Genomic DNA, 23124 nt, shown 5'->3' on the forward strand with positions numbered 1-23124 from the left:
AAAACACCTAGGAGGTGAAAATTATTAATAAAGATTTTCTTAGTAATGAAAGCATAAGGGAAAAGCAAGTAAGAGTTATTGGAAATGATGGTTCACAAGTTGGGGTTATGTCATCCAGGGAAGCACTTAAGATTGCAGAAGAAAAAGAATTGGATTTAGTTTTAATATCACCGAATGCAAAACCACCAGTTTGTAAAATAATGGACTTAGGTAAATATGTTTATGAACAGACTAAAAAGGATAAAGAAGCTAAAAAGAAACAAAAGGTCATAAATATAAAAGAAGTTAGATTGAGTCCTACTATAGAGGAACATGATATATCCATTAAATCGAATAATGCAAGAAAATTTTTGATGGCAGGAGACAAGGTTAAAGTTACTGTTAGATTTAGAGGAAGAGAAGCTGACTATTCATTTATAGGCAAGAAAATATTAGATGAGTTTTACAGTAAGCTTGAAGATATCTGTGTTAAGGAGAAAGCTCCTAAATTAGAAGGAAGAAATATGATAATGGTTTTATCACATAAGAAAGCATAATTGAGAGGAGGAATTTATTATGCCAAAAATGAAAACAAAAAGAAGTGTAGCAAAGAGATTTAAGGTTACAGGAACAGGTAAATTAAAGAGATCAAAAGCTTTTAAAAGTCATATATTAACAAAAAAGAGTGCAAAGACTAAGAGAAATTTGAGAAAAGCAGGATATGTTTCATCAACTCAAGAAAAGACGATGAAAGAATTAATGCCTTACGTATAAAATCAATTGTAGAAGGAGGTTTTTAAAATGGCAAGAGTAAAAAGAGCGGTAAATGCACGTAAAAATCATAAAAAAGTTTTAAAACTTGCGAAAGGCTATTATGGAGCTAAAAGTAAGCTATTTAAAACTGCTAATGAAACAGTAATAAGAGCATTAAGAAATGCATATGTAGGAAGAAGATTAAAGAAAAGAGATTTCAGAAAGCTTTGGATAGCAAGAATAAATGCAGCAACTAGAATGAATGGTCTTTCATATTCAAAATTTATGAATGGAATAAAAACTGCAGGAATTGATATAAATAGAAAAATGCTTTCAGAAATAGCTATAAATGATCCAAAAGCTTTTACTAATTTGGTGGATATAGCAAAAAAGCAATTAAACGCATAGATTATACATAAAATACAGCAGAATGCTGTATTTTTTATTTTATAGGGTTTATAAATGAAAGCTTAAGTTATATGTAAGCTTGGAATTACAAACCCTATAGTAAAACATACTTACTCTTAAATAGGTGATTTGAATGGATAAAATTTATAGTAAAGATAATAGTATTATAAAACATACAAGGAAGTTGTCACAAAAAAAGTATAGAATTCAGAAGAATCAATTTCTTGTAGAGGGATTTAGATTTGTTAGTGAAGCATTAAAATCTGATTTTCAGGTTCCTGTAATTTTATTAAGTGAAAGAGTGCAGAATAAATGGCTGACTTTAGAATCCCGATACAATATTTGTGAAGATACTAAAATATGTTTACTTGAAGATAAATTATTTAATTATATAAGTAATACGGATAATCCACAGGGTATAGCAGCTGTAGTTAATAATAAAAAAATAAATGTAAAAAATGAAGATGGATTTTATATACTTGTAGATAAAGTTCAGGATCCGGGAAATATGGGTACTATTATAAGGACAGCCGATGCTGCTGGAGCACTTGGAATTTTACTTACAAAAGGTACAGTTGATGTATATAATGAAAAGACACTTAGATCAACTATGGGATCGATATTCCATATACCTGTTATACAGGATGATAGTTTGGAAAAGTTGAATTTACTAAAAAAGCATGGTTTTAAACTTATAGCAAGTTCTCTTGATACTGACAAAAATTTTTATGATTTAGATTTGAATAAAAAAGTTATAATAGCCCTGGGCAATGAGGGAAATGGAATCAGCAGCCAGATCTTGGATTTATCAGACATAAAAATTAAAATACCTATGCCGGGAAATGCGGAATCATTAAATGTATCTATAGCTGGAGCTGTTATAATGTTTGAAGTTGTAAGACAGATAAATACAGAAGTTTAGCAAATAAATAAATATGTGTTGACAATTTGTATGTATATATGTAAAATATAAAAATAATAAGTTATCATATTTTACTGTGATAGAGAGAGTAAATATATTATTTTTCTAAAGAGAGAAAAGGTTATTAGCTGTGAGCCTTTTGGAGATGTATATATTGAAGTTCACTCTTGAGTTCCAGTTGTGAAATAGATTAGCAGCTGGCGGTTAAAGCCGATATATTTTTAAAGTGAATATCATTTGCTGATATTAAACTGGGTGGTAACGCGGATATAAGTTCGTCCCTTATTTGGGATGGGCTTTTTTTATTTATAAAAACATAAGGAAGGAGAAATTAAAATGAAGCAAAAATTAGAAGATATAAAAAATAGTGCAATTGAATGCTTAAAAAATGTTAAAAACACTTCAGACATTGATAGTATTAGGATTAAATATTTAGGTAAAAAGGGTGAACTGACACAAATACTTAGAAGCATGAAAGAGTTATCTAAGGAGGAAAGACCTGTAGTTGGTAAAATGGCAAATGAGATAAGGACAGCGTTAGAAGGTGCTATAGAAAAAGCTTTAAAAAACATAAAAAATGGTGAGAAGGACACAAGATTAAAAAATGAAATTATTGATATTTCAATGCCTGGAATAAGACAAAACTTAGGGAAAAGACATCCTTTAGAGCAAACTTTGGATCAGATGAAAGAGATATTTGCAACTATGGGATTTACAATTGAAGAAGGACCCGAAGTTGAGCTTGACTATTATAATTTTGAAGCATTAAATATACCTAAGAATCATCCAGCAAGAGGTGAACAGGACACTTTTTACATAAATGATAATATAGTTTTAAGAACTCAAACCTCTCCAATACAGATAAGAACCATGGAGAAGCAAAGGCCGCCTATAAAGATGATATCTCCAGGAAAAGTATATCGCTCGGATTCAGTTGATGCAACACACTCACCTATTTTTTATCAAATGGAAGGACTTGTTGTTGATAAAGGGGTGACTTTTGCAGACTTAAAAGGAACACTAGAAGCATTTGCAAAGAAAATGTTAGGTGATAATATAAAAACTAAATTTAGGCCTCACCATTTTCCATTTACCGAACCCTCGGCTGAAATGGATGTTACATGTTTTGTATGTCATGGCGAAGGCTGCAGAGTTTGTAAAGGTGAAGGCTGGATAGAATTATTGGGATGTGGTATGGTGCATCCTCAGGTGCTCAGAAATTGTAATATAGATCCAGAGATATATAGTGGATTTGCTTTTGGACTTGGGGTTGATAGAATGGTTATGCTAAAATATGGACTTGATGATATAAGACAACTTTATGAAAGTGATATGAGATTTTTAAATCAGTTTTAGTTAGAATAATTAAATATGCAAAGCAGTGTGAAAAGGAGAGATGGTTAATGAAGGTTCCAGTTAAATGGTTAAGTGATTATGTTAATATAGAAATTTCACCTAAAGAACTTGGAGATAGGCTTACTTTAAGTGGATCAAAAGTTGAAAGTGTGGATATAACGGGAGATGAAATACAAAATGTAGTTACAGGTAAAATTGTTGAAATAAAAAAGCACCCTGATGCTGACAGACTTTCGATATGTCAGGTGGATATAAATAAAGATGAACTTTTGCAAATAGTTACAGCTGCAACAAATATGAAAGAACAAGATATAGTTCCAGTTGCACTCCATGGTTCAGTACTTCATGACGGTGTAAAGATAAAAAAGGGTAAATTAAGAGGGGTTATGTCAAATGGAATGTTCTGCTCTGAGCAAGAACTTGGTCTTGCTGGAGATAAGCCTGTATATGGACTTATGATACTTCCTCAGGATGTACCTATTGGAGAGGATATAAAAGATGTATTAAATATGACAAGTGCAGTAATTGATTTTGAGATAACATCAAATAGACCGGATTGCTTGAGTGTATTAGGAATAGCAAGGGAAACAGCAGCTACATTAAACTTAAAGTACAGAATGCCAAATACTAAATATACAGCAGGATGTAATGATGATGTTAATGATGAATTTAAAGTAAAAATAAATGATAGCCTTTGTAAAAGATATATGGCGAGAGAAATCAAAAATGTTAAGATAGAGCAGTCTCCAGGATGGATGCAGGATAGACTTTTAGAAGCAGGAGTAAGACCTATAAACAATATTGTAGATATAACTAATTTCGTAATGCTTGAGTTTGGAGAACCAATGCATGCATTTGATACAAGGCAAATATCTACTAACACAATTGTAGTTGACAGGGCATCGGAAGGTGAAAAATTTACAACATTAGATGGACAGGAAAGAATATTGAATTCTGATGTTTTGACCATAAAAGATGGAGAAAAAACTATAGGGCTTGCAGGAATAATGGGAGGACTTAATTCTGAGGTTAAAGATGACACAGCATCTATAATATTTGAATGTGCAAACTTTGATGGTACCAATATACGAGTATCTTCCCGGATGTTAGCTCTTAGAACAGAGGCTTCATCCAGATTTGAGAAAGATTTGGATCCTAATCTGGCAGAGATTGCATTAAATAGAGCATGTAATCTTGTTCAGGAATTAGGTGCTGGAGAAGTATGCAGAGGGACTATCGATATGTATCCAAATAAAGTTATTCCTCATGCAGTTGAAGTTGATTCAGTATGGATAAATAAATTTCTTGGAACTGATATAGATGTAGAAAGTATGAAAGAATATTTAGATAGATTAGAACTTGAAACTAAGATAGATGATAAAAAATTAATTATAGATGTTCCTACGTTTCGATCCGATATAAACATAAAAGAAGATGTTGCAGAAGAGATAGCAAGAATTTATGGATATAATAAAATACCTGATACAATGATAAGAAGTGTCAGTATGAAAAGTGGAAAAAATAGAAAGCAGCATCTTGATGATAAGGTTATAGAAACATTAATCGGATGTGGAATAAATCAATCCATAAGCTATTCCTTTATAAGTCCGAAGATATTTAACAAATTACTTCTTCCAGAAGACAGCAGTTTAAGAAGAGCTGTTAAAATAAAGAATCCACTCGGTGAGGACTTTAGTGTAATGAGAACTACTTCAATAGGTTCTATGATGGAAGCACTTAGCAGAAATTATTCAAGAAATAATGAGAGTGCACGATTATTTGAGGTCGGGAAAATTTATATACCTAATGAAGATCCAGATAAACTTCCAGAAGAAAAGAATATTGTAACTATAGGAATTTATGGTGGAGTGAATTATTTTAACTTAAAGGGTGTAATTGAGAATTTACTAGAAGCACTTAAAGTGGAAAAGTATTCATTAAAAAGGGAGACAGGAAATCCTACTTTTCATCCGGGGATAACTGCAAAGTTATATTTAAAAAAGGATTTTGTCGGCATCTTTGGAGAGGTGCATCCTGATGTACTTGATAATTACGGTATGGAAGAAAAATGTTATATTGCAGAATTGAATTTAGATGTATTTTATAATTATGCAAACTTAGATATTAAATATAAACCTCTTCCGAAATTCCCTGCTGCGACGAGAGATATTTCAATTATTATAGATAAGGATATACTTGTTCAAGATGTGGAAGATATAATGAGAAAACAGGGATCATCTATACTCGAAAGCGTAAAATTATTTGATGTTTATACTGGAAAGCAGATACCTGATGAAAAGAAGAGTTTAGCATTTTCTTTAACATATAGGAATGAAAATAGAACATTAAAAGATACTGAGGTAAACAAGTTGCATGATAAGATCATAAGAACTCTGGAAAATAAATTAGGTGCACAACTTAGATAGTTATAATAAAATTTGAGGGAATTTCATTTATTACAAATTGAAATTTCTTCAAATTTTATACAATAAATTTTGATATAAGTATTTATTTATGATATTATTATAATAATAGATTTATAATATACTATTTATCTAAGAGGTGTTCTTATGAACGTTGTAACAGTTAAAATTAATGGAGTAGAATATAACTTAAAAGGTAATGAACAAGAAGAATACCTACATAAAGTAGCAGTTTATGTAGATAAAAAGGTTAGGAGTATAACTGAAAATAATATTAAGTTAAGTACGGCATCGGCAGCAATTTTGTCGGCTTTAAATATAGTTGATGATATGTTTAAACAAAAGGATAAGTATGATCAGCTCAAGGCTAAGTTTGATGATATAGATAAAAAAAATAAGGATTACGAAGAGGATATTCAATCTTTTAAGAAACAGTTAAAACATTTGGAAGAATATAATGGAGAACTTCAGTCAAAGTTAAAGAACAATACTAATGCACAATATATTGAAGAGAAGGAAGAGTATATAAATAAAATAATGCAAGAAATGGAAGTACTTCAAGAGACAGCAAAGAGATACATGAAAGAGAATAAGGAAATAATAGCTCAGAATAAGCAGATTAAATTTGAACTTCAGTCTTCTAAATATAAGGTATTGGATCTTAATCATAAATTAATGGAAAATCAGATAGATTTGGCAAAAGAGAAAAAAAAAAATAATGTCTTACTAAGAGATAAATAAGCTAATGCATTTAAGGCAGTTGGCTTATTTTTTTGTTTTAAAATCTATATATGGTCATCAATTTTTGATATTTATCATATTATAATTGGGGAGGAGGATAAATATGTCAAGTCAAAAAATACAGTTCTCATGCAGCAGAAGTCTAATACTTACAAATTTACATCCTGATAGGAATTTTAAAAAAAGCATTTTGGATGTTGGATTTTATAATGGAGATTTATATCAAAGTTATTTGTATTTTAAATCTGATGATTCATATGAAAATTATATAATAATTTCTGCTATTTTGAGATTATATGTGAAGAAGCAAATTTCTAATGGTATGACTAATACTTTATATATTTATCCACTTGAACAGAAGTTCAATAGATTTACGACTTTTAATAATATGCCAGAAGTTAGTAATGAATTTATTGAATTCAATATACATGATTGTGATAAATGGCTGGATATAGATATAACGAGTCTGTTTGATAATAATGATAATATTTTAAAGAATGGTATGCTTTTAAAATCAAATGGAGATGCGGATTCACTTGTGCGTTTTTACTCCAATTTGGTTAGTAATTATAAAATTGTTCCAAAATTATTCTTAGAATATTATACAGAAAATAATTTTAACGATGGAAGATATGTGGAAGTAAGAAAAAGAGTTTTTATCTTAGATTTTGAAGGTGAGGAAGTTACTCAGCCTATAAATGTAGAAAGAATGATACAAGGAACATTTTTCATAAATAATTTAAGCACTAGTGATTTAAATGCAAAAATTGAGGTGAGTTTTGATTTAAGCACATGGGTTGGAGAACAGGAAGTTAATGTGAGTGCTAATAGTAATGACGTATTAGTTGCCCAGTATTATGGGAAATATTATAGAGTTGTTTTAAGTTCACCAGGTAATACTGCAAGTGTGGAAATAAAATTCATCTATCAGGTATATAAGTAAATTGCATATATTGCGTATTAAGCTTTGTTTTAACGACATAAGTAGAATTCTTACGTAGTGGAATACTGTAAGGCTTCTACACGTTAAAACTTTTTATAAATCTAAGACTTGTGCTGTTAAAAATCTAAAAAACCTGGGTAAACTCATACCTCAAACAGTATCCAGAACTTTAAGATTTTTAACATCACTTTGTCAAGATTTATAGAGAAAGTTTTAAATGTGTCTTCAGCCTCACAGTATTCCACTACGTAAGAATTCTACTTATATTTGCAGCAAATGCTTGATACGATATCCATCTCTGTTTAGATATATGTTATATATAAAATTCCCCTAAAATACTTTGCTAAGAACTGTAAAAAAACTTTTTAAATGTGCTTTCATTTCGTTTTTACACCCCTACGTATAAGCCCAGTTTGTCCTTATAAAACATACTTATCTAAAATAAAATGCTTAATAGTATATCAGTAATTGCATAACTTCATGTAAATTCGATAAGTACTTTGTGAATATGATTTCGCCTTTAAGGGTTTAGGGCGATTAGCTCTAGTGATTTATATTATAATTATAATTTTTAGCTATCTGATAAAGTAATTAAAAAAGTTTGGATAAGTTCTTACTTTAAACTTACAGGATCAGCAAATAATGTTGTCTTTTTTTATAATGATCTAACAAGTTCAGTTACCGTTATTTAATTAAAATCATTCCTTAATCTCGATAAATTATTTTTTATATGATTTTGAGACGATTAATCCTCAGCCCGTTAGGGCGTTCTGTTTTTCTTACGAAGTGTAGATTACATTCTGATTTTGAATATATTTAATACTTTATTGAGAAGAATTGCGTTACTTATTATAACTCGTATAATTTTGAAATATCCCTTTGGGATTACTGCTATATATAAAAGGACTATGTCTGTAAAACTTCTATAAGAAAAAAGTACAACGATGAAAATCATAATGTAATGTACACGAATACTATACGAGAAAATGAGTGAGATTATGTATGATTTAAGTCTAAATAGGGCAAAAGATTTTTAAGTTGATTTAATTATAGATAGGTTTAAGGTTCCAGATAAAAAACTAAAGTAATAAAATACTCCCTTTCGGGTTGCAAACGAAGTCTTAAAAAGATAAAACTATTAATTGAATTTATAATAGAAAAATCCAAAAAATAAATTTGCTTACTGAAAAATGATACAGATCTTATAATATAAATCAACAGGGCTAATCGCCCTAGACCCTTAAAAGTGAAATTATATTCAGAATATACTTATCAAGTTTACGTGTAATTACTTATATACTTTTATTAGTATGTTAAGCATTTGGTTTAAATATATAGTTTGTCCTTATATCTATATATCTAACAACAATGCTTGATATGCAATATACACATTTCATTAATTTGAGAAATGGGAGGTATTATGAAAAAAATAGTTTTTTTTGTTAAGAGCGGACTTGATACTTTTTTGAAAGATATAATTTTAGAATTGTCAAAGGTGTATACAGTTAAAAAGGTAATAGTTGGTTTTTATAATCAAATTGATAAAGAAATGAAAGAAGCAGATATATGTTGGTTTGAGTGGTGTGATGATCTTGTTGTTTATGGAAGTAAGTTAGATGTTGCAAAGGAAAAAATAATAGTATGCAGACTTCACAGTTATGAAGTTTTTACAAATTATATAAATTTAGTAAATTGGAGAAACATAGATAAACTTATATGTGTAGGTAAAAATATATGTGATATTTTAAAAAACAAGATTAGTGTAGAAGATAAAAAAGTTGAGGTTATACAAAACGGAATAAATATAAATAGTTATAACTATAAAGATAGATCTGATGGAATTAATATAGCATATGTAGGATACATTAATTTTAAAAAGGGACCTATGCTTCTCATTCATACTTTCAAAGCAATGTATGAAAAGAATAGAAATTATAAACTTTATATAGCAGGCGAATTTCAAGATGAAAGGTATGTACTTTATTTCTCTCATATGATAAAGAAAATGCATATGGAAAAAAATATAATTTATAATGGATGGCAGGATGATATAAACCAATGGCTTGAGGATAAAAACTATATATTATGTACAAGTGTACTTGAATCTCAAAATTTAAGTGTAATGCAGGCTATGAGTAAAGGAATAAAGCCTGTAATTCATAATTTTGTTGGTGCTGAAGACATATATCCGTATGAATATTTGTGGAATAGCATTGATGAAGCGGTAAATATGGTATGTAATCATAATTATAATTCGAAAGAATATAGAAATTTTATAGTTAATAATTATTCCTTAGATATACAAAAAAATAAAATATTAAAGTTAATAGATAGTTTAGAAAATAATTGACTATAGAGTATTCTTTTGACACATTTGTATTGAAGTTTCAATATTATAAATATTGAAGCACGCAAAATGTTTTTACCGTCATAAGAATAAGGAGTGAGAAACTTTGTCTAATAATATAGTATTTCAACATTCAGCAGGAGAACTAAAAAGTGCTGTATATGGTTATGATGGAAGCCAATATAGACCTATAAAAACAAATTCTAATGGAGATTTAAATGTAAGTATACAGGAAGTTGACTCGATTACAAGTGGGACAGTTCAAGTAAGCAAAGGTACACTTACAGCAGTAGAAGAGATAGATTCAATAACGAATGGTACAATTCATGTAAGTTCAGGAACTCTATCAGAAATAGAAGAAGTAGGTAGTGTAAGTTCGGTAACAGGGGGAACAGTTCAAGTAAGCAAAGGTACACTTACAGCAGTAGAAGAGATAGATTCAATAACGAATGGTACAATTCATGTAAGTTCAGGAACTCTATCAGAAATAGAAGAAGTAGGTAGTGTAAGTTCGATAACAGGGGGAACAGTTCAAGTAAGCAAAGGTACACTTACGACAATAGAAAAGATAGATTCAATAACAAATGGTACAGTTCATGTAAGTACAGGAACTGTTTTAACTCAAGGATTTGATGGAATAAGTAATCAGAGTATTAAGGTTGATACTAATGGTCAACTTATGGTTGGCCTTTATGATAGGGAATTTACAGAAATGTCGGAAACAATAGCTGATATATCTACAACAGGAACTTTTGGAACTGTTATTGATACTTCTAAGTATCAGGATTATTCTTGGTATATTAATAGGCTATCTTCATCTACAGGTGATACCATAAACGTGCAACTTGCAGTAGCACCAACTCCAACAGCAAATTATGCGTTAATAGGAGGAATGGGAACAGTAATTGGAGAAACAGCACAAGTTATTACTAATGAATATTATTTTCATTATACAAAACTCAAAGTTTGGACACCATCAAGAACAGCAACTGTTCAGGTGTGGTTTAATGGCAGATATTAAGAATCATCTTAACGAAGTACCTTGAGAAAGGTACTTCATTGATATTTGATTTTATTTTTAAAAAATAATGAGGTGATTTGTAAATGCCAAAAGAAATTAGTCTTTGTATGATAGTAAAAGATGAAGAAAGAGATATCAAAAGATGTTTGGAAAGTGTTAAGGATTTAGTTGATGAAATTATATTAGTAGATACAGGCTCAAAAGATAAAACAGTTGAAATAGCAAAAAGTTACAATGCAAAGATATATTATTTTAAATGGTGTGATGATTTTGCCATAGCCAGAAATGAATCCTTAAAGTATGCGACTAAGGATTGGATATTAATTATGGATGCGGACGATGAATTTTGCATGGATGATAGGATTAAATTCAAAGAGTTAAAATCAAATCTTGATAAAAAGTATATATATTATTTTGAAACTTTAAGTTATTTAGGATATGAAAAAGGCTTTGATATAAGTATTAATATGAATCCACGCCTTTTTAAAAATAGATATGGTTATTATTATAGGGGCGCAGTTCATAATCAGCTTCTAAATAGTAAAAATGAGGCTTTGTCAAAATTTGAATCGATAAGAATATATCATTATGGCTATATAAATAAAAAAATGATAGACAAAAATAAAAGAAATAGGAATATGACAATTTTAGAAAAGTTAATAAAGAAGAATCCAGAAAATAAGTTTAATTATTTTAATTTGGGTAATGAATACTGTTGCTTAAATAAAAAATGTGAAGCTTTAAGATGTTACTATAAATGTTATGAGGATTTTAAACCGTATTTGGGGTATTCTCCAAAACTTATAGAAAGAATAGTAGAAGTAAATTATGAGATGAGAAATTTTCATAAAGCGATTGAATTTATAAATGTAGGACTAAGTTATTATCCGGATTTTTCAGATTTATATTATTTAAAAGGGATAATATGTGACGAACTCGGTGAATATTTATCTGCAATAGAGTCGTTTAAGACTTGCATAAATATTGGTAGTCCACCTGGATTTTTAAAATCAATTTATGGTGTTGAAGATTTCAGATCATTTGATGAATTATCAAGAATATATATAAAATTAAAAGATTACGATAAGGCATATATGTATTCTATCGAATCACTTAAGGTAAAACCAGATTATTTAGGACCGCTTATTAATATTTTAAATATATTCAAGGAGAAAGGTTTATCTATAGATAGAATTAAATTGAATATAGAAAAATTTTTTTCTGATTTTCCACGAGAATATTATTTTATTGCAGATTTATTTTATAAAGAAGGGTACTATGATACAGCTTTAGAATATATACGAAAGTTAGATAACACTAAATTATACTATAAAGAAGTATGTGTTTTAAAGTCAAATATTTTTGCTAGAATTGGTGAGTTTGATGCTTGTGTAAGGCTTAATAGTATATATCAAGGAAAGTTAGTATATCTTAAGTTGTTTACTAATAATATAATAAGCTTGGTTATTATGAAGAAATACAAGACAGCTTTAGAAGAACTGAATAAATTTAATCATAAAGGTTTATCGGAATCGAAAAGTGTTAAAAAATGTTTTAGAGTGTACAAAGAGATGGTTAATATTTTTATGGACAAAGATGTAGAAGATTTGTCAAGTGATGAAAATGATAGACAGTATACTAAATTTATAATTGAGATAATTGAAATATTTATAATAAACAATAAGCTTCAAAAATCAGATAGAGTACTTAAGCTCATGGATTGTATAAAAGATAAATATAAATTTATTGAGATAGGAAAATTGTATTTTAAATATGGATATTTTGATAGAGCTAAGGATCAAATATTTAAATCTGTAAAGATGTATAACCTGATTGATAAAGAGAGTGTAGAAATTTTAAAGAAATGTATTTGCGCTAATAAATAAAAATTATAGGAGGAGAAAGAGATGAATGGCTGATCAAATTAGTTTATGTATGATTGTCAAAAATGAGGAGAAAGATCTTCCAAGGTGTCTTGAAAGTATTAAAAATTTGGTTGATGAAATTATAATAGTAGATACAGGATCAACTGACAGTACGATTGATATAGCAAAGAATTACGGTGCAAAAGTATATTATTTTAAATGGTGTGATGATTTTAGCAGAGCTAGAAATGAATCATTGAAATATGCAACTAAAGATTGGATACTAATTATGGATGCAGATGATGAATTTGCGCAAGATGATAAGCAAAAATTTAATGAGTTAAAGGATAAGCTTGATGTAAGCAAGACGTATTTTTTTGAAACAGTATGCTATTTCGGAATGGCTAAAGGGAATAATATAAGTATAAATTTAAATCCTAGATTATTTAAAAACAACTATGGATACAGTTATAAAGGTGTTATACACAATCAATTGATAAATTCTGATCATCCGATAAATGGTATATGTGAGTCTATAAGAATATATCATTATGGTTATTTAGACAATGAGATTTTAAATAAAAAGAAAAACGAGAGAAATATTAAAATTCTTAAAAAGGAAATAGAAAAAGATCCTCAAAATAAGTTTAATTATTTTAATATAGGAACAGAATATTCATCAATCAATGATGAGAAAAAAGCTTTAGAAAATTATTATAAGGCATATGATAAATTTAATCCATCAACTGGTTTTGCACCAAAACTTATAGAAAAAATAGTGATTTCGAATTACAATCTAAAACGTTTTGATACATCAATAGAATTTATTGAAACAGGAATAAAGTATTATCCTGAATTTACGGATTTATACTATTTAAAGGGATTAGTACTTGAAATGCAGCATAAACCAACTATGGCAATAGAAGTGTTTGAAAAATGCTTGAAATTGGGGGAAGCTCCATTTATGCTGAAATGTATGTATGGAACTGGAACTTTTAAAGCTTCGTATGAACTTTCCAAAATATATCTGTATTTAAAAGATTATGATATGGCATATAAATACTCTGTTGATACTTTAAGATTTAAATCCGATTATCTTGTACCATTATATAATATAACTCATATATTGAAGAAAAAAAATACACCCATAGATAAATTTAAGCAGATTATAGAAAATTTTTTTCATGATATCAAAAATCAATATCAGATTATTGCAGACTTATTTTATATGGAGGGATATTATGATATTGCACTAGAATATATAGACAGATATTCTAGTGAGAACACTCCCGAGGATTTGGCTTTTTTTAAGATTAAATGTTTAATAAGATCTAAAAAATTTGAGGAGTGTATTAAGTATACAGAAGGAGTATCAGAAGAAAATTTATATTACTTTCAAATTTCTATGTATAGAATTATATGTTTTTTAGTTTTGGGTAAATATGATTTTGCCCATGGAACGATAAGACAATTTTATCTTGAAAGAAATGATCATAACAAAAAAATTATTAATGTCTACAATGAATTGATAAGTATATTTGAAGGAAAGGAAACATCTATTTTGTCAGAGGATGAAAATGAAAAAGAATATACCTCAGCTATATTTGAAGTATTTGAAATACTTTTAGCTAACATGGAATTTGATAAATTTGAAAAGTCACTTGAGTTGTTGAACTTAATAAGTGATAAATCAGTGCTCCTTCAACTTGGCAAATTGTATTATAAATATGGCTATAGAGATATGGCAAAAAAAGAGATATTGAGATCCATAAAAATGTTTGACTTAATTGACAGTGAAAGTCTAGATATATTAAAATCATGTATTTAAATTAAAATGGGGTTTGTGGATGAAAGTTTAACTTATGCTCCGGCCGGGATTTCCAAAATACGTCACATAAAAAATTTCTAATAAGTGTAAGCTTGCAATTACAAACCCCATGAGCGTAAAGTTAAGCCAAAATTTAGCACCAGGTAATTAAATTTATAGTTATAAAATAAATAAAAAAGGTCACTCCTAAAAGTAATAAAAAAAAACAAGGAGTGATCTTTATGAAAAACAATATAGTAGGTAGTATGCACAAATTAGAAAAAATTATTAATGATATTTCAAAGAAAACTATAAATAAAATAGCAGTAGATACTAAATTCACTAAAAGGTTTAGTAAATTAGATGGATTCACATTTTTTAAGGCATTTACATTCGGGATATACAGCCTTCCGGCCCCATCATTAAGAACTATATCAGATTTTTGTGAGGACAAAACTTTTAACGCGAAGATTTATAATACTTTATAAATATGATCTTGTTATTGTATAATAAAATTTGAATGAATTTTTGTTTTAGGAGATGAACGGATGAAAAAAGTTGAGCTACTGGCACCTGCAGGAAGTTTGGAAAGTTTATATGCGGCAGTTCAGTCTGGAGCTAATGCTGTTTATATCGGCGGTGATAGATTTTCTGCAAGAGCTTATGCATCAAATTTTGATAATAATAGTATTAAAAAAGCAGTCAATTACTGTCATTTGTATGGTGTTAAAGTGTACGTGACAGTAAATATACTGCTAAAATATAATGAAATGAAAGAGGCATTAAAATATGCCGGATTTTTATACAACTCTGGTGTTGATGCTTTAATTGTTCAAGATATGGGGTTTGCAGCCTGTATAAAAGAGCTTATTCCAGGGTTCGAACTTCATGCATCAACTCAGATGACAGTTCATAATGCAGAAGGTGCAAGGTTTTTAAATTCTCTAGGGTTTAAAAGAATTGTACTTTCAAGGGAGCTTTCATTAAAAGAAATAAAATATATATCAAAAGATATGGGTATAGAAACGGAAATGTTTATACATGGAGCTCTTTGTATATGTTACTCAGGTCAGTGCCTTATGAGTAGTCTTATAGGTGGAAGAAGTGGCAATAGAGGCAGATGTGCCCAGCCATGTCGGCTTCCATATACAATAATAAATAAGGAAAATGAATCTAAATGTAAGGGATATTTATTAAGTCCTAAGGATATGTGTACTATTGAAAATATTAGAGATATTATAGAAAGCGGTACTAGATCCTTGAAAATAGAAGGAAGAATGAAGCGGCCGGAATATGTGGCAGGCGTTGTCTCAGCCTATAGGAAGGCAATAGATATTGCCATTGCTTCAAAGAAGTATGAGGATTTAAGCAATGAAAAAAAGCATTTACTTCAGTTATTTAATAGAGAAGGTTTTTCAAAGGCTTATTTATATGGAAATGTGGGAAAAGATATGATGGCATATTCATTCCCTAAAAATACTGGAGTTTTAATTGGGAAAGTGAATAAAGACTTGAGTGTAATACTTAAGGAAGATATATCTATAAAAGATGGAATTAGATATGGAAATTCTGGACTGACAGTTTCTAAGATAATTAAAAATAATGAAGAAGTTGAAAAAGCGAAGAAGGGTAATAAAGTTATTTTAAAACCATCTAATTTTAAAAGAGGTGACGATCTTTATAAAACTTCTGATTTTAACTTTCTTAAGGAGCTGCAGGGCAAATACAATAATAATTTTAATAGAAAAATAAACCTTGATGTAAAGGTGAATTTTAAATTGAATGAACCTATAAGGTTAAGTGCTTATTACAATAATGTAAACTACTCAATTGAAGGAGCAATAGTCGAAAAGGCAATAAAAAAACCTGTTATGAAGGAAGATATTATAATACATTTAAGTAAAAGTGGTGATACGCCATTTAAATTTTCAAATATAATATTTGAAGCCTATGAGAATGGATTTTTACCAATATCCAAGATAAATGAAGTCAGGAGAGAATTTATAGAGAAACTTGAAAATAAGTCTACAGAAGTTTTAGAAAAAGCAGACATAAATTTAAAGTATATGTCCAAAATTTTTAAAGATGAAAAAAAATCTCATCTATTACCTGAATATATGATATGCGTAAATACTGAGGAACAATTAAGAGCAGTTAAAGACAGTGGATTTAAAGATATAATAATTGATATGTTTTATAGGTCAAGTGATAATTTTGAGGATTTAATAGGCAAAAACAGTGATTTCAATCTTTGGATTAAGGTACCTAATATAGTAAGAAATGAATTTGACAGTGTATGTAAAAAAATAAATGAATTTTTGCCTTATATAAAAGGTATAGTTACGGCTAATCTAGGTATAATTAATGTATTTAAAGATAAAATACATATAGTTTCAGATTACAAACTAAATGTTTTTAATGAATTTTCCCTTAAGAAATATAATGAATTTATAGATTCGATCTGCTTAAGCGTAGAATTAAATAAAATTGAAATTGAGAGAACAATTAAAGGACTAAATAAAAATGTTCAAGTTCTTACTTATGGTAAAATAGAAAGTATGGTGTCGGAATATTGTCCTATAGGTAGTATTTTTGGTGGAAGGAATAGGAAAAGTGATTGCTCTTGTAAGTGTAATGAAGGAATTTTTTATCTAAAGGATAAAATTGGGGCAGAATTTTTGGTTAAAACTGATAAATACTGTAGAAGCCATATATTTAATAATGTTCCACTCAATATATTAGATAGAACTACGGAACTTAAAAGTATGGAAGTAAAAAGTTTTAGAATAGATTTTATAGATGAAAATTATGACGAAGCAGTTAAAGTTTTGGGTACTTTAAATAATGAAAAGAAAGAGTGTAATTTTGTAGAATTTACAAGAGGACATTATAAAAGAGGGGTTGAGTAGGTTATGAATGAAAAGGCCTTAAAAGTCTTAGAGTTTAATAAAATAAAAGAGATCTTAAAACGATATACAAACACTCAGGCAGCAAAAGATTTAATAGATGATTTAAAACCTTATGATAATAGTTATGAAGTAAAAGAACATATTGAGGAAACTTCAGAGGCCTTCAAATTGCTTGTTACAAAAGGAAGTGCACCTTTTGACGGTATATATGATATAAGAGACGGTATAAAAATGGCCGAGAAAGGATCTTCGCTCATTCCAATTCAGCTTTTGAGGATCGCTAATATGTTAAGGTGCGCAAGAAGGTTTAAGGAATATGTTAAGCACAAAGAAGGGGAAGAGTCATTTAGAGTGATAGAGGATATATGTGAGGGGATTGTTCCTCTTAAAAACATAGAGGATGAGATATTCAATGCTATAGAAAGTGAAGAGGAAATTTCAGATAGTGCAAGTCAGACTCTTTATTCTATAAGAAAATCACTAAAAGATAAAAACTCATCTGTAAGAGATAAGGTGAATTCACTTGTGAGGATGTATTCTGAGTATCTTCAAGATAATCTTTATACAATTAGAGGCGACAGATATGTACTTCCGGTAAAGTCTGAATATAAGAATATGGTGTCCGGACTTGTGCATGACCAGAGTTCAACCGGATCTACTCTTTATATAGAACCTATGAATTTAGTCAATTTAAATAATGAAATAAAGGAACTTATGTTAAAAGAAAAATCCGAGATTAATAGAATACTTGCAATGCTTTCGTCTCACATATATGACAATATAATTGCTGTACGGAATAATTCTAGAATTGTATGGGAACTTGATTTTATATTTGCTAAGGCCAAGTTTGCGAGTGAGTTTAATTGCACAGCACCTAATGTTAATGATGATGGATTTATAGATATAATACAGGCAAAGCATCCTCTGATAGATAGAAAAGTAATTGTTCCACTTGATATATGTGTTGGCAAAAATTTTACTTCACTAATAATAACAGGACCGAATACAGGAGGTAAAACTGTAACATTAAAGACAGTTGGGTTACTTCATATAATGGGATTAAGCGGACTTATGATACCAGCCAAAGAAAATTCAACCATAAGCTTTTTTAAGGAAGTTTTTGCTGATATTGGAGATGAACAGAGTATAGAACAAAACTTGTCTACTTTTTCATCCCATATGAAAAATATAGTAAATATAATTAATGAAGCGGATAAAAGTTCATTAGTATTATTTGATGAACTTGGTGCAGGTACAGATCCAACAGAAGGTGCGGCACTTGCTATATCAATTCTAGAAAATTTGAAGAATAGAAATTCAAAAATAATTGCAACTACCCATTACAGTGAATTAAAAGCATATGCATTAAGAACAGAGTCAGTTGAAAATGCATCAGTTGAATTTGATGTTGAGACTTTAAGACCAACATATAGGCTTTTGATTGGAATTCCTGGAAAATCCAATGCATTTGAAATATCTAAAAGACTTGGACTCCCAAATTATATAATAGATATGGCTAAAGAAACGATAACGAATGAAAGTCTTGAGTTTGAAGATTTGATACAAAATCTTCAAAACAAGAGTATAAAAGCCGAAAATGATGCTAGAGAATCTGAAATTTTAAAAATGGAAGCAGCTAAGATAAAGGATAAATATGAACAAAGGCTTACAGCATTTGACCACAGCAAAGAAAAGGCATTTATAGAAGCACAGAGAAAGGCTAAAAATATTGTGAGGGAAGCAAAAGAAGAGGCTGACAAAATTTTAAAGGATATGAGAGAGCTTGAAAGAATGGGATATACGTCTGATGCAAGACAAAAGCTTGAGGAAAATAGAAAGAAATTATCAAACAGACTTGACAGACTTGAAGAAAAAGCAAAAATAGTAAGAAAAGATGATGGTGAACGTTTAGAGGATGTACAAGAGGGTGATGAAGTATTTGCGGTGTCTTTAAATCAGAATGTAGTGGTACTTTCTAGGCCTGATCATAAAAAAATGGTTCAAGTTCAAGCAGGAATTATGAAAATAGACTTGAATTTAAATGACTTAAGGGTGGTTAAGTCAAAGAAAAACAGTGAAAATACACAAAAAAGGTCTCAAAAAAAGGTTAAACTTAATCTTAAGACAGTTGCTTCATCTATAGACTTAAGGGGAATGGATTCTATTGAGGCTACATATAATACTGATAAATATCTTGATGAAGCATATCTTGCAGGGTATGAAAAAGTTACTATAATTCATGGAAAAGGAACTGGGGTTTTAAGAAATGCAATAATGGAAATGTTAAAATCTCATTCACACGTTAAAAATTATAGATTAGGAGAGTATGGCGAAGGTGGAACAGGAGTAACTATTGTAGAACTTAAAAATCATTAGTATAGATGGGAGATGTTTTTTATGGTACTTGTAAGTGCATGTCTTTGTGGAATTAACTGTAAATATAATGGAAAAAATAATCTTGATACTGAAGTTATGAGGACTTTAGATAAAGAAAAGATAATCCCCATATGTCCGGAGCAGCTTGGTGGACTTACAACACCAAGACAACCTCACGAGATTAAGAATGGTACGGGAAAAGATGTTTTAAAGGGGATGGCTAGGTTAATTAGTATAAATGGAGATAATTCTACTGATAAATTTATAAGAGGTGCATTTGAAACCTATAACATATGTAAGAATTTTAATGTATCATTTGCTGTGCTTAAATCTAAAAGTCCTTCCTGTGGATGTGGAAAAATTTATGATGGAACATTTTCAAATACATTAATAGATGGAAATGGAGTGACAGCGCAGCTTTTAATCGATAATAATATAAAAATTATAAATGAATGTGATTATAGGTTGAGATTTAATACAGATAAACTATAATTAAATTATAGAACAAATTATTTAAACTAAAGTACTTTTGTGTATGTTTAGTTTGGGGAGGCTAAAAAATGGATTATAAAGAGGTTTTAAAGAATGCACGCGAAAATTTAAATGGAAGCTGCAGGGTGTGTCGTGTATGTGATGGAAAAGCATGTGCAGGAGAAGTGCCTGGAATGGGTGGAAAAGGAACAGGAGAAGCATTCTCAGAAAATGTTGAAGCTCTTGATTCCTATAAATTAAATATGAGAGTTATACATGATGCTAAAGATCCGGATACATCAGTAGAACTATTTGGAAGAAAAATGGATGTACCTGTATTTGCTGCTCCAGTATCAGGAACAACCTTAAATATGGGTGGAAAGTTCTCAGAAGAAGAGTACATATCATGGGTAATAGGTGGATGCCTTGATGCAGGAGTATATCCTATGGTTGGTGATACTGCCGTTGAATCTTTTCTTATTACTAACCTTGAACAACTTAAAAAATTTGGTGGAGATGGCATAGCTATTATAAAACCATGGGAAAATGAAAATGTAATAAAAAAGATAAAGCTTGCAGAAGAATCTGGTGCATATGCTGTTGGAATGGATATAGATGCATGCGGACTTATAACACTGTCACTTCATGGAAAATCTGTTATGCCTAAAACAGTAGATCAGATAAAAGAAATAGTAGAGAGTACAAAACTTCCATTTATATTAAAGGGCATAATGACTGCTGACGAAGCAGAACTTGCTGTAAAAGCAGGTGTAAGTGCTATAGTTGTTTCAAATCATGGAGGAAGAGTACTTGACCAAACTCCTGGCGTTGCCGATGTTTTACCTGAAATTGCGGAAACTGTAAAAGGTAAGGTTACAATACTTGCAGATGGAGGAATTAGAACAGGTGTTGATGTTCTCAAAATTATAGCATTGGGTGCTGATGGAGTATTAATAGGCAGACCTTTTGTAGCAGCATCTTTTGGAGGACAAAGGGAAGGTGTAAAAACTTATATAGATAATATAAAAAGCGATCTGAAATCTGCAATGGTTTTGACTGGATGTAAAAATATAAAAGAAATTACAGGAAGAGTCCTATATTAAATTAAAAAGTGTGGTAGAGATTGAAAAAAATAATCTTTACCACATCTTTTTTATTTTGTAACTTTAATATATTCTACATCTGGGTCTTCAGTACCCTGTACATATAATCCTGTTTCCTTGAGTATTTGAACATAGTCTACTATTTCCTGTGTTATTTTCTCACCAGGGCACAGTATAGGTATTCCAGGTGGATATGCCATAAGGAATTCACCACTTGTCATTCCAACACTATTTTTTAGAGATACAGAGATTTTTTCACTATTAAATGCTTCTCTAGGTATCATAATCTGAGGAGGAATGGATGGAATATCTATAAAATCAGATTTTTTGTTTCTGCTTCCATAATACTCTTTACTAATTTCCTTTAAAGCTGATAAAAGTGAATCTATGTTTTGTTTTGTATCACCGAATGATCCAACAGCGAGAACATTGTATAAATCAGAAAGTTCCATTTGAATGTGATATTTATTAGCTAGTATCATGTCTAGATCATATCCTGTTATGCCCAAATCTCTACAGCTTATTGTCATTTTTGTCGGATCAAGGGCATACACACCTTCATTATGTAATATTTCATTACCAAAACAATAAAATCCGGGAATGTTATTGATTTCGCGTCTTGCATAGTTCGCAAGGCTTATTGCCTTATTGAGTAATTCCTCTCCATGTAAAGCTATTTGCCTTCTAGCACAGTCTAAGGATGCCATTAAAATATAGGATGGTGATGTGGTTTGAAGCAAATTTAAAACCTGTTGAACTCTACCTGTATCTATATATTTTGAATTAACTTGAAGTAATGACGCTTGAGTTAAAGCACCTATTATTTTATGAGTACTTTGTGAGCAAATATCAGCTCCAGATTCCATAGCTGATATTGGTAATTTATCATTAAAACCAAGGTGTGGACCATGTGCTTCATCTACAATAAGAGGTATATTATAGCTGTGAGTTATTTGTGCAATATTTTTTATATCAGTAGCTACACCATAATATGTTGGATTTATAATCATAACTGCTTTTGCGTCAGGGTTTTGTTTAAGAGCTTTTTCTACAGTTTCGGGTGTCACTCCATGTGCTATGCCAACCCTTTTATCAAAAGCCGGCTGCATATATACCGGAATTGCACCACTTAGTATAATCCCAGCAGTTACTGATTTATGAATATTTCTTGGTACTAATATCTTTTCACCAGATTTAACTGTGGACATAATCATTGCTTGTATTGCACCAGATGTCCCATGTATTGAAAAAAATGCTGCACTTGAACCATATGCATCTGCAGCCAGTTCTTGAGCTTTTTTTATAGCGCCTGTAGGATGATGAAGACTATCTACTAATTTAAATACAGTAACATCTATTTTAAAGGCATTTTCACCAATAAAATTTTTAAATTGTTCATCTGCACCTACTCCTTTTTTATGTCCGGGAACATGAAAGGGAATTGTATCTCTATTAACATATTCCATAAGTGCATCGAATAAAGGAGTTTGATTTTGATCTAATTTATACACCTTGATAAAGCACCTTCCTTCATGAAAATATATCCTTTAGACTTTGAGCTTCAAGGGCTTGTCTAAGCTTTTATTTAAAAAACCATTATAATTATAAGTTAAATAATTTGTAATTGCAATAATGCATAAAAATTTTTGTTTCTAAAATTTAAACAAACAAATAACTTTTAGATAACTTATATGTAAAAC

At 29.8% G+C, this 23124-nt stretch carries 17 protein-coding genes, 1 pseudogene and 1 other annotated feature; of the genes and pseudogenes, 17 read left to right on the forward strand and 1 reads right to left on the reverse strand.

Features of this window, described 5'->3' with window-relative positions:
- The first annotated feature begins 14 nt into the window (after positions 1-14).
- The 17 genes and pseudogenes from infC to D4Z93_RS04370 all read left to right on the forward strand — a co-directional run bounded on the left by infC (position 15) and on the right by D4Z93_RS04370 (position 21424).
- Positions 15-536, forward strand: a complete 522-nt coding sequence (infC, locus tag D4Z93_RS04290; protein ID WP_119970684.1) for a translation initiation factor IF-3 — start codon at positions 15-17, stop codon at positions 534-536.
- Between the two features lie 19 nt (positions 537-555).
- On the forward strand, positions 556-753 hold the full coding sequence (gene rpmI, locus D4Z93_RS04295; RefSeq protein ID WP_119970686.1) for a 50S ribosomal protein L35: 198 nt from the start codon (positions 556-558) through the stop codon (positions 751-753).
- A 27-nt stretch (positions 754-780) separates the two neighbouring features.
- Complete coding sequence (rplT, locus tag D4Z93_RS04300) at positions 781-1140, forward strand: 50S ribosomal protein L20 (RefSeq protein WP_119970687.1); 360 nt, start codon at positions 781-783, stop codon at positions 1138-1140.
- A 133-nt stretch (positions 1141-1273) separates the two neighbouring features.
- The gene (locus D4Z93_RS04305; protein WP_119970689.1) at positions 1274-2062 is read left to right on the forward strand and encodes a TrmH family RNA methyltransferase; all 789 of its coding nucleotides are present in this window, start codon (positions 1274-1276) and stop codon (positions 2060-2062) included.
- A gap of 67 nt (positions 2063-2129) precedes the next feature.
- Positions 2130-2348 (forward strand) — a binding site (T-box leader).
- 50 nt (positions 2349-2398) lie between these two features.
- Positions 2399-3418, forward strand: coding sequence for a phenylalanine--tRNA ligase subunit alpha (pheS, locus tag D4Z93_RS04310; RefSeq protein ID WP_119970690.1), 1020 nt, complete (start codon positions 2399-2401; stop codon positions 3416-3418).
- 47 nt (positions 3419-3465) lie between these two features.
- A complete protein-coding gene (gene pheT / locus D4Z93_RS04315; RefSeq protein WP_119970693.1) occupies positions 3466-5844 on the forward strand; it encodes a phenylalanine--tRNA ligase subunit beta in 2379 nt (792 codons plus the stop codon).
- A 144-nt stretch (positions 5845-5988) separates the two neighbouring features.
- Positions 5989-6582, forward strand: a complete 594-nt coding sequence (locus D4Z93_RS04320) for a cell division protein ZapA (protein WP_119970695.1) — start codon at positions 5989-5991, stop codon at positions 6580-6582.
- 103 nt (positions 6583-6685) lie between these two features.
- Positions 6686-7525 carry a DNRLRE domain-containing protein gene (locus D4Z93_RS04325; RefSeq protein WP_119970697.1) on the forward strand — a complete coding sequence of 280 codons (840 nt, stop codon included), beginning with the start codon at positions 6686-6688 and terminating at the stop codon, positions 7523-7525.
- Between the two features lie 1420 nt (positions 7526-8945).
- Entirely contained in the window at positions 8946-9875 is a 930-nt protein-coding gene (locus D4Z93_RS04330; RefSeq protein WP_119970699.1) for a glycosyltransferase, read from the forward strand.
- Between the two features lie 103 nt (positions 9876-9978).
- On the forward strand, positions 9979-10893 hold the full coding sequence (locus D4Z93_RS04335; RefSeq protein WP_119970701.1) for a DUF6385 domain-containing protein: 915 nt from the start codon (positions 9979-9981) through the stop codon (positions 10891-10893).
- An 83-nt stretch (positions 10894-10976) separates the two neighbouring features.
- On the forward strand, positions 10977-12779 hold the full coding sequence (locus D4Z93_RS04340) for a tetratricopeptide repeat-containing glycosyltransferase family 2 protein (protein ID WP_119970703.1): 1803 nt from the start codon (positions 10977-10979) through the stop codon (positions 12777-12779).
- Positions 12780-12804: 25 nt separating this feature from the next.
- On the forward strand, positions 12805-14586 hold the full coding sequence (locus D4Z93_RS04345) for a tetratricopeptide repeat-containing glycosyltransferase family 2 protein (protein WP_119970704.1): 1782 nt from the start codon (positions 12805-12807) through the stop codon (positions 14584-14586).
- A 221-nt stretch (positions 14587-14807) separates the two neighbouring features.
- A pseudogene (locus tag D4Z93_RS04350) lies at positions 14808-15038 on the forward strand (IS4 family transposase); the annotation flags it as partial.
- A 75-nt stretch (positions 15039-15113) separates the two neighbouring features.
- Positions 15114-17474 carry a U32 family peptidase gene (locus D4Z93_RS04355; protein ID WP_119970708.1) on the forward strand — a complete coding sequence of 787 codons (2361 nt, stop codon included), beginning with the start codon at positions 15114-15116 and terminating at the stop codon, positions 17472-17474.
- A 3-nt stretch (positions 17475-17477) separates the two neighbouring features.
- Positions 17478-19850, forward strand: coding sequence for an endonuclease MutS2 (locus tag D4Z93_RS04360; protein ID WP_119970710.1), 2373 nt, complete (start codon positions 17478-17480; stop codon positions 19848-19850).
- A 21-nt stretch (positions 19851-19871) separates the two neighbouring features.
- Complete coding sequence (locus D4Z93_RS04365) at positions 19872-20342, forward strand: 2-thiouracil desulfurase family protein (RefSeq protein WP_119970712.1); 471 nt, start codon at positions 19872-19874, stop codon at positions 20340-20342.
- 68 nt (positions 20343-20410) lie between these two features.
- Positions 20411-21424, forward strand: coding sequence for an alpha-hydroxy-acid oxidizing protein (locus D4Z93_RS04370; protein ID WP_119970714.1), 1014 nt, complete (start codon positions 20411-20413; stop codon positions 21422-21424).
- Positions 21425-21474: 50 nt separating this feature from the next.
- Here the strand turns inward: D4Z93_RS04370 and D4Z93_RS04375 are convergent, their stop codons facing one another.
- Positions 21475-22935, reverse strand: coding sequence for an aminotransferase class I/II-fold pyridoxal phosphate-dependent enzyme (locus tag D4Z93_RS04375; protein WP_119970715.1), 1461 nt, complete (start codon positions 22933-22935; stop codon positions 21475-21477).
- Positions 22936-23124 lie beyond the last annotated feature (189 nt).

The sequence above is a fragment of the Clostridium fermenticellae genome, assembly GCF_003600355.1.
GTDB classification, from domain to species: Bacteria; Bacillota; Clostridia; order Clostridiales; family Clostridiaceae; genus Clostridium_AV; species Clostridium_AV fermenticellae.

Excerpts from the sequence above, each read along its gene's own strand:
- rpmI (WP_119970686.1), top strand. The coding sequence starts at position 556 with ATGCCAAAAATGAAAACAAAAAGAAGTGTAGCAAAGAGATTTAAGGTT.
- rplT (WP_119970687.1), top strand. The coding sequence starts at position 781 with ATGGCAAGAGTAAAAAGAGCGGTAAATGCACGTAAAAATCATAAAAAA.
- D4Z93_RS04305 (WP_119970689.1), top strand. The coding sequence starts at position 1,274 with ATGGATAAAATTTATAGTAAAGATAATAGTATTATAAAACATACAAGG.
- pheS (WP_119970690.1), top strand. The coding sequence starts at position 2,399 with ATGAAGCAAAAATTAGAAGATATAAAAAATAGTGCAATTGAATGCTTA.
- pheT (WP_119970693.1), top strand. The coding sequence starts at position 3,466 with ATGAAGGTTCCAGTTAAATGGTTAAGTGATTATGTTAATATAGAAATT.
- D4Z93_RS04320 (WP_119970695.1), top strand. The coding sequence starts at position 5,989 with ATGAACGTTGTAACAGTTAAAATTAATGGAGTAGAATATAACTTAAAA.
- D4Z93_RS04325 (WP_119970697.1), top strand. The coding sequence starts at position 6,686 with ATGTCAAGTCAAAAAATACAGTTCTCATGCAGCAGAAGTCTAATACTT.
- D4Z93_RS04330 (WP_119970699.1), top strand. The coding sequence starts at position 8,946 with ATGAAAAAAATAGTTTTTTTTGTTAAGAGCGGACTTGATACTTTTTTG.
- D4Z93_RS04340 (WP_119970703.1), top strand. The coding sequence starts at position 10,977 with ATGCCAAAAGAAATTAGTCTTTGTATGATAGTAAAAGATGAAGAAAGA.
- D4Z93_RS04345 (WP_119970704.1), top strand. The coding sequence starts at position 12,805 with ATGGCTGATCAAATTAGTTTATGTATGATTGTCAAAAATGAGGAGAAA.
- D4Z93_RS04355 (WP_119970708.1), top strand. The coding sequence starts at position 15,114 with ATGAAAAAAGTTGAGCTACTGGCACCTGCAGGAAGTTTGGAAAGTTTA.
- D4Z93_RS04360 (WP_119970710.1), top strand. The coding sequence starts at position 17,478 with ATGAATGAAAAGGCCTTAAAAGTCTTAGAGTTTAATAAAATAAAAGAG.
- D4Z93_RS04365 (WP_119970712.1), top strand. The coding sequence starts at position 19,872 with ATGGTACTTGTAAGTGCATGTCTTTGTGGAATTAACTGTAAATATAAT.
- D4Z93_RS04370 (WP_119970714.1), top strand. The coding sequence starts at position 20,411 with ATGGATTATAAAGAGGTTTTAAAGAATGCACGCGAAAATTTAAATGGA.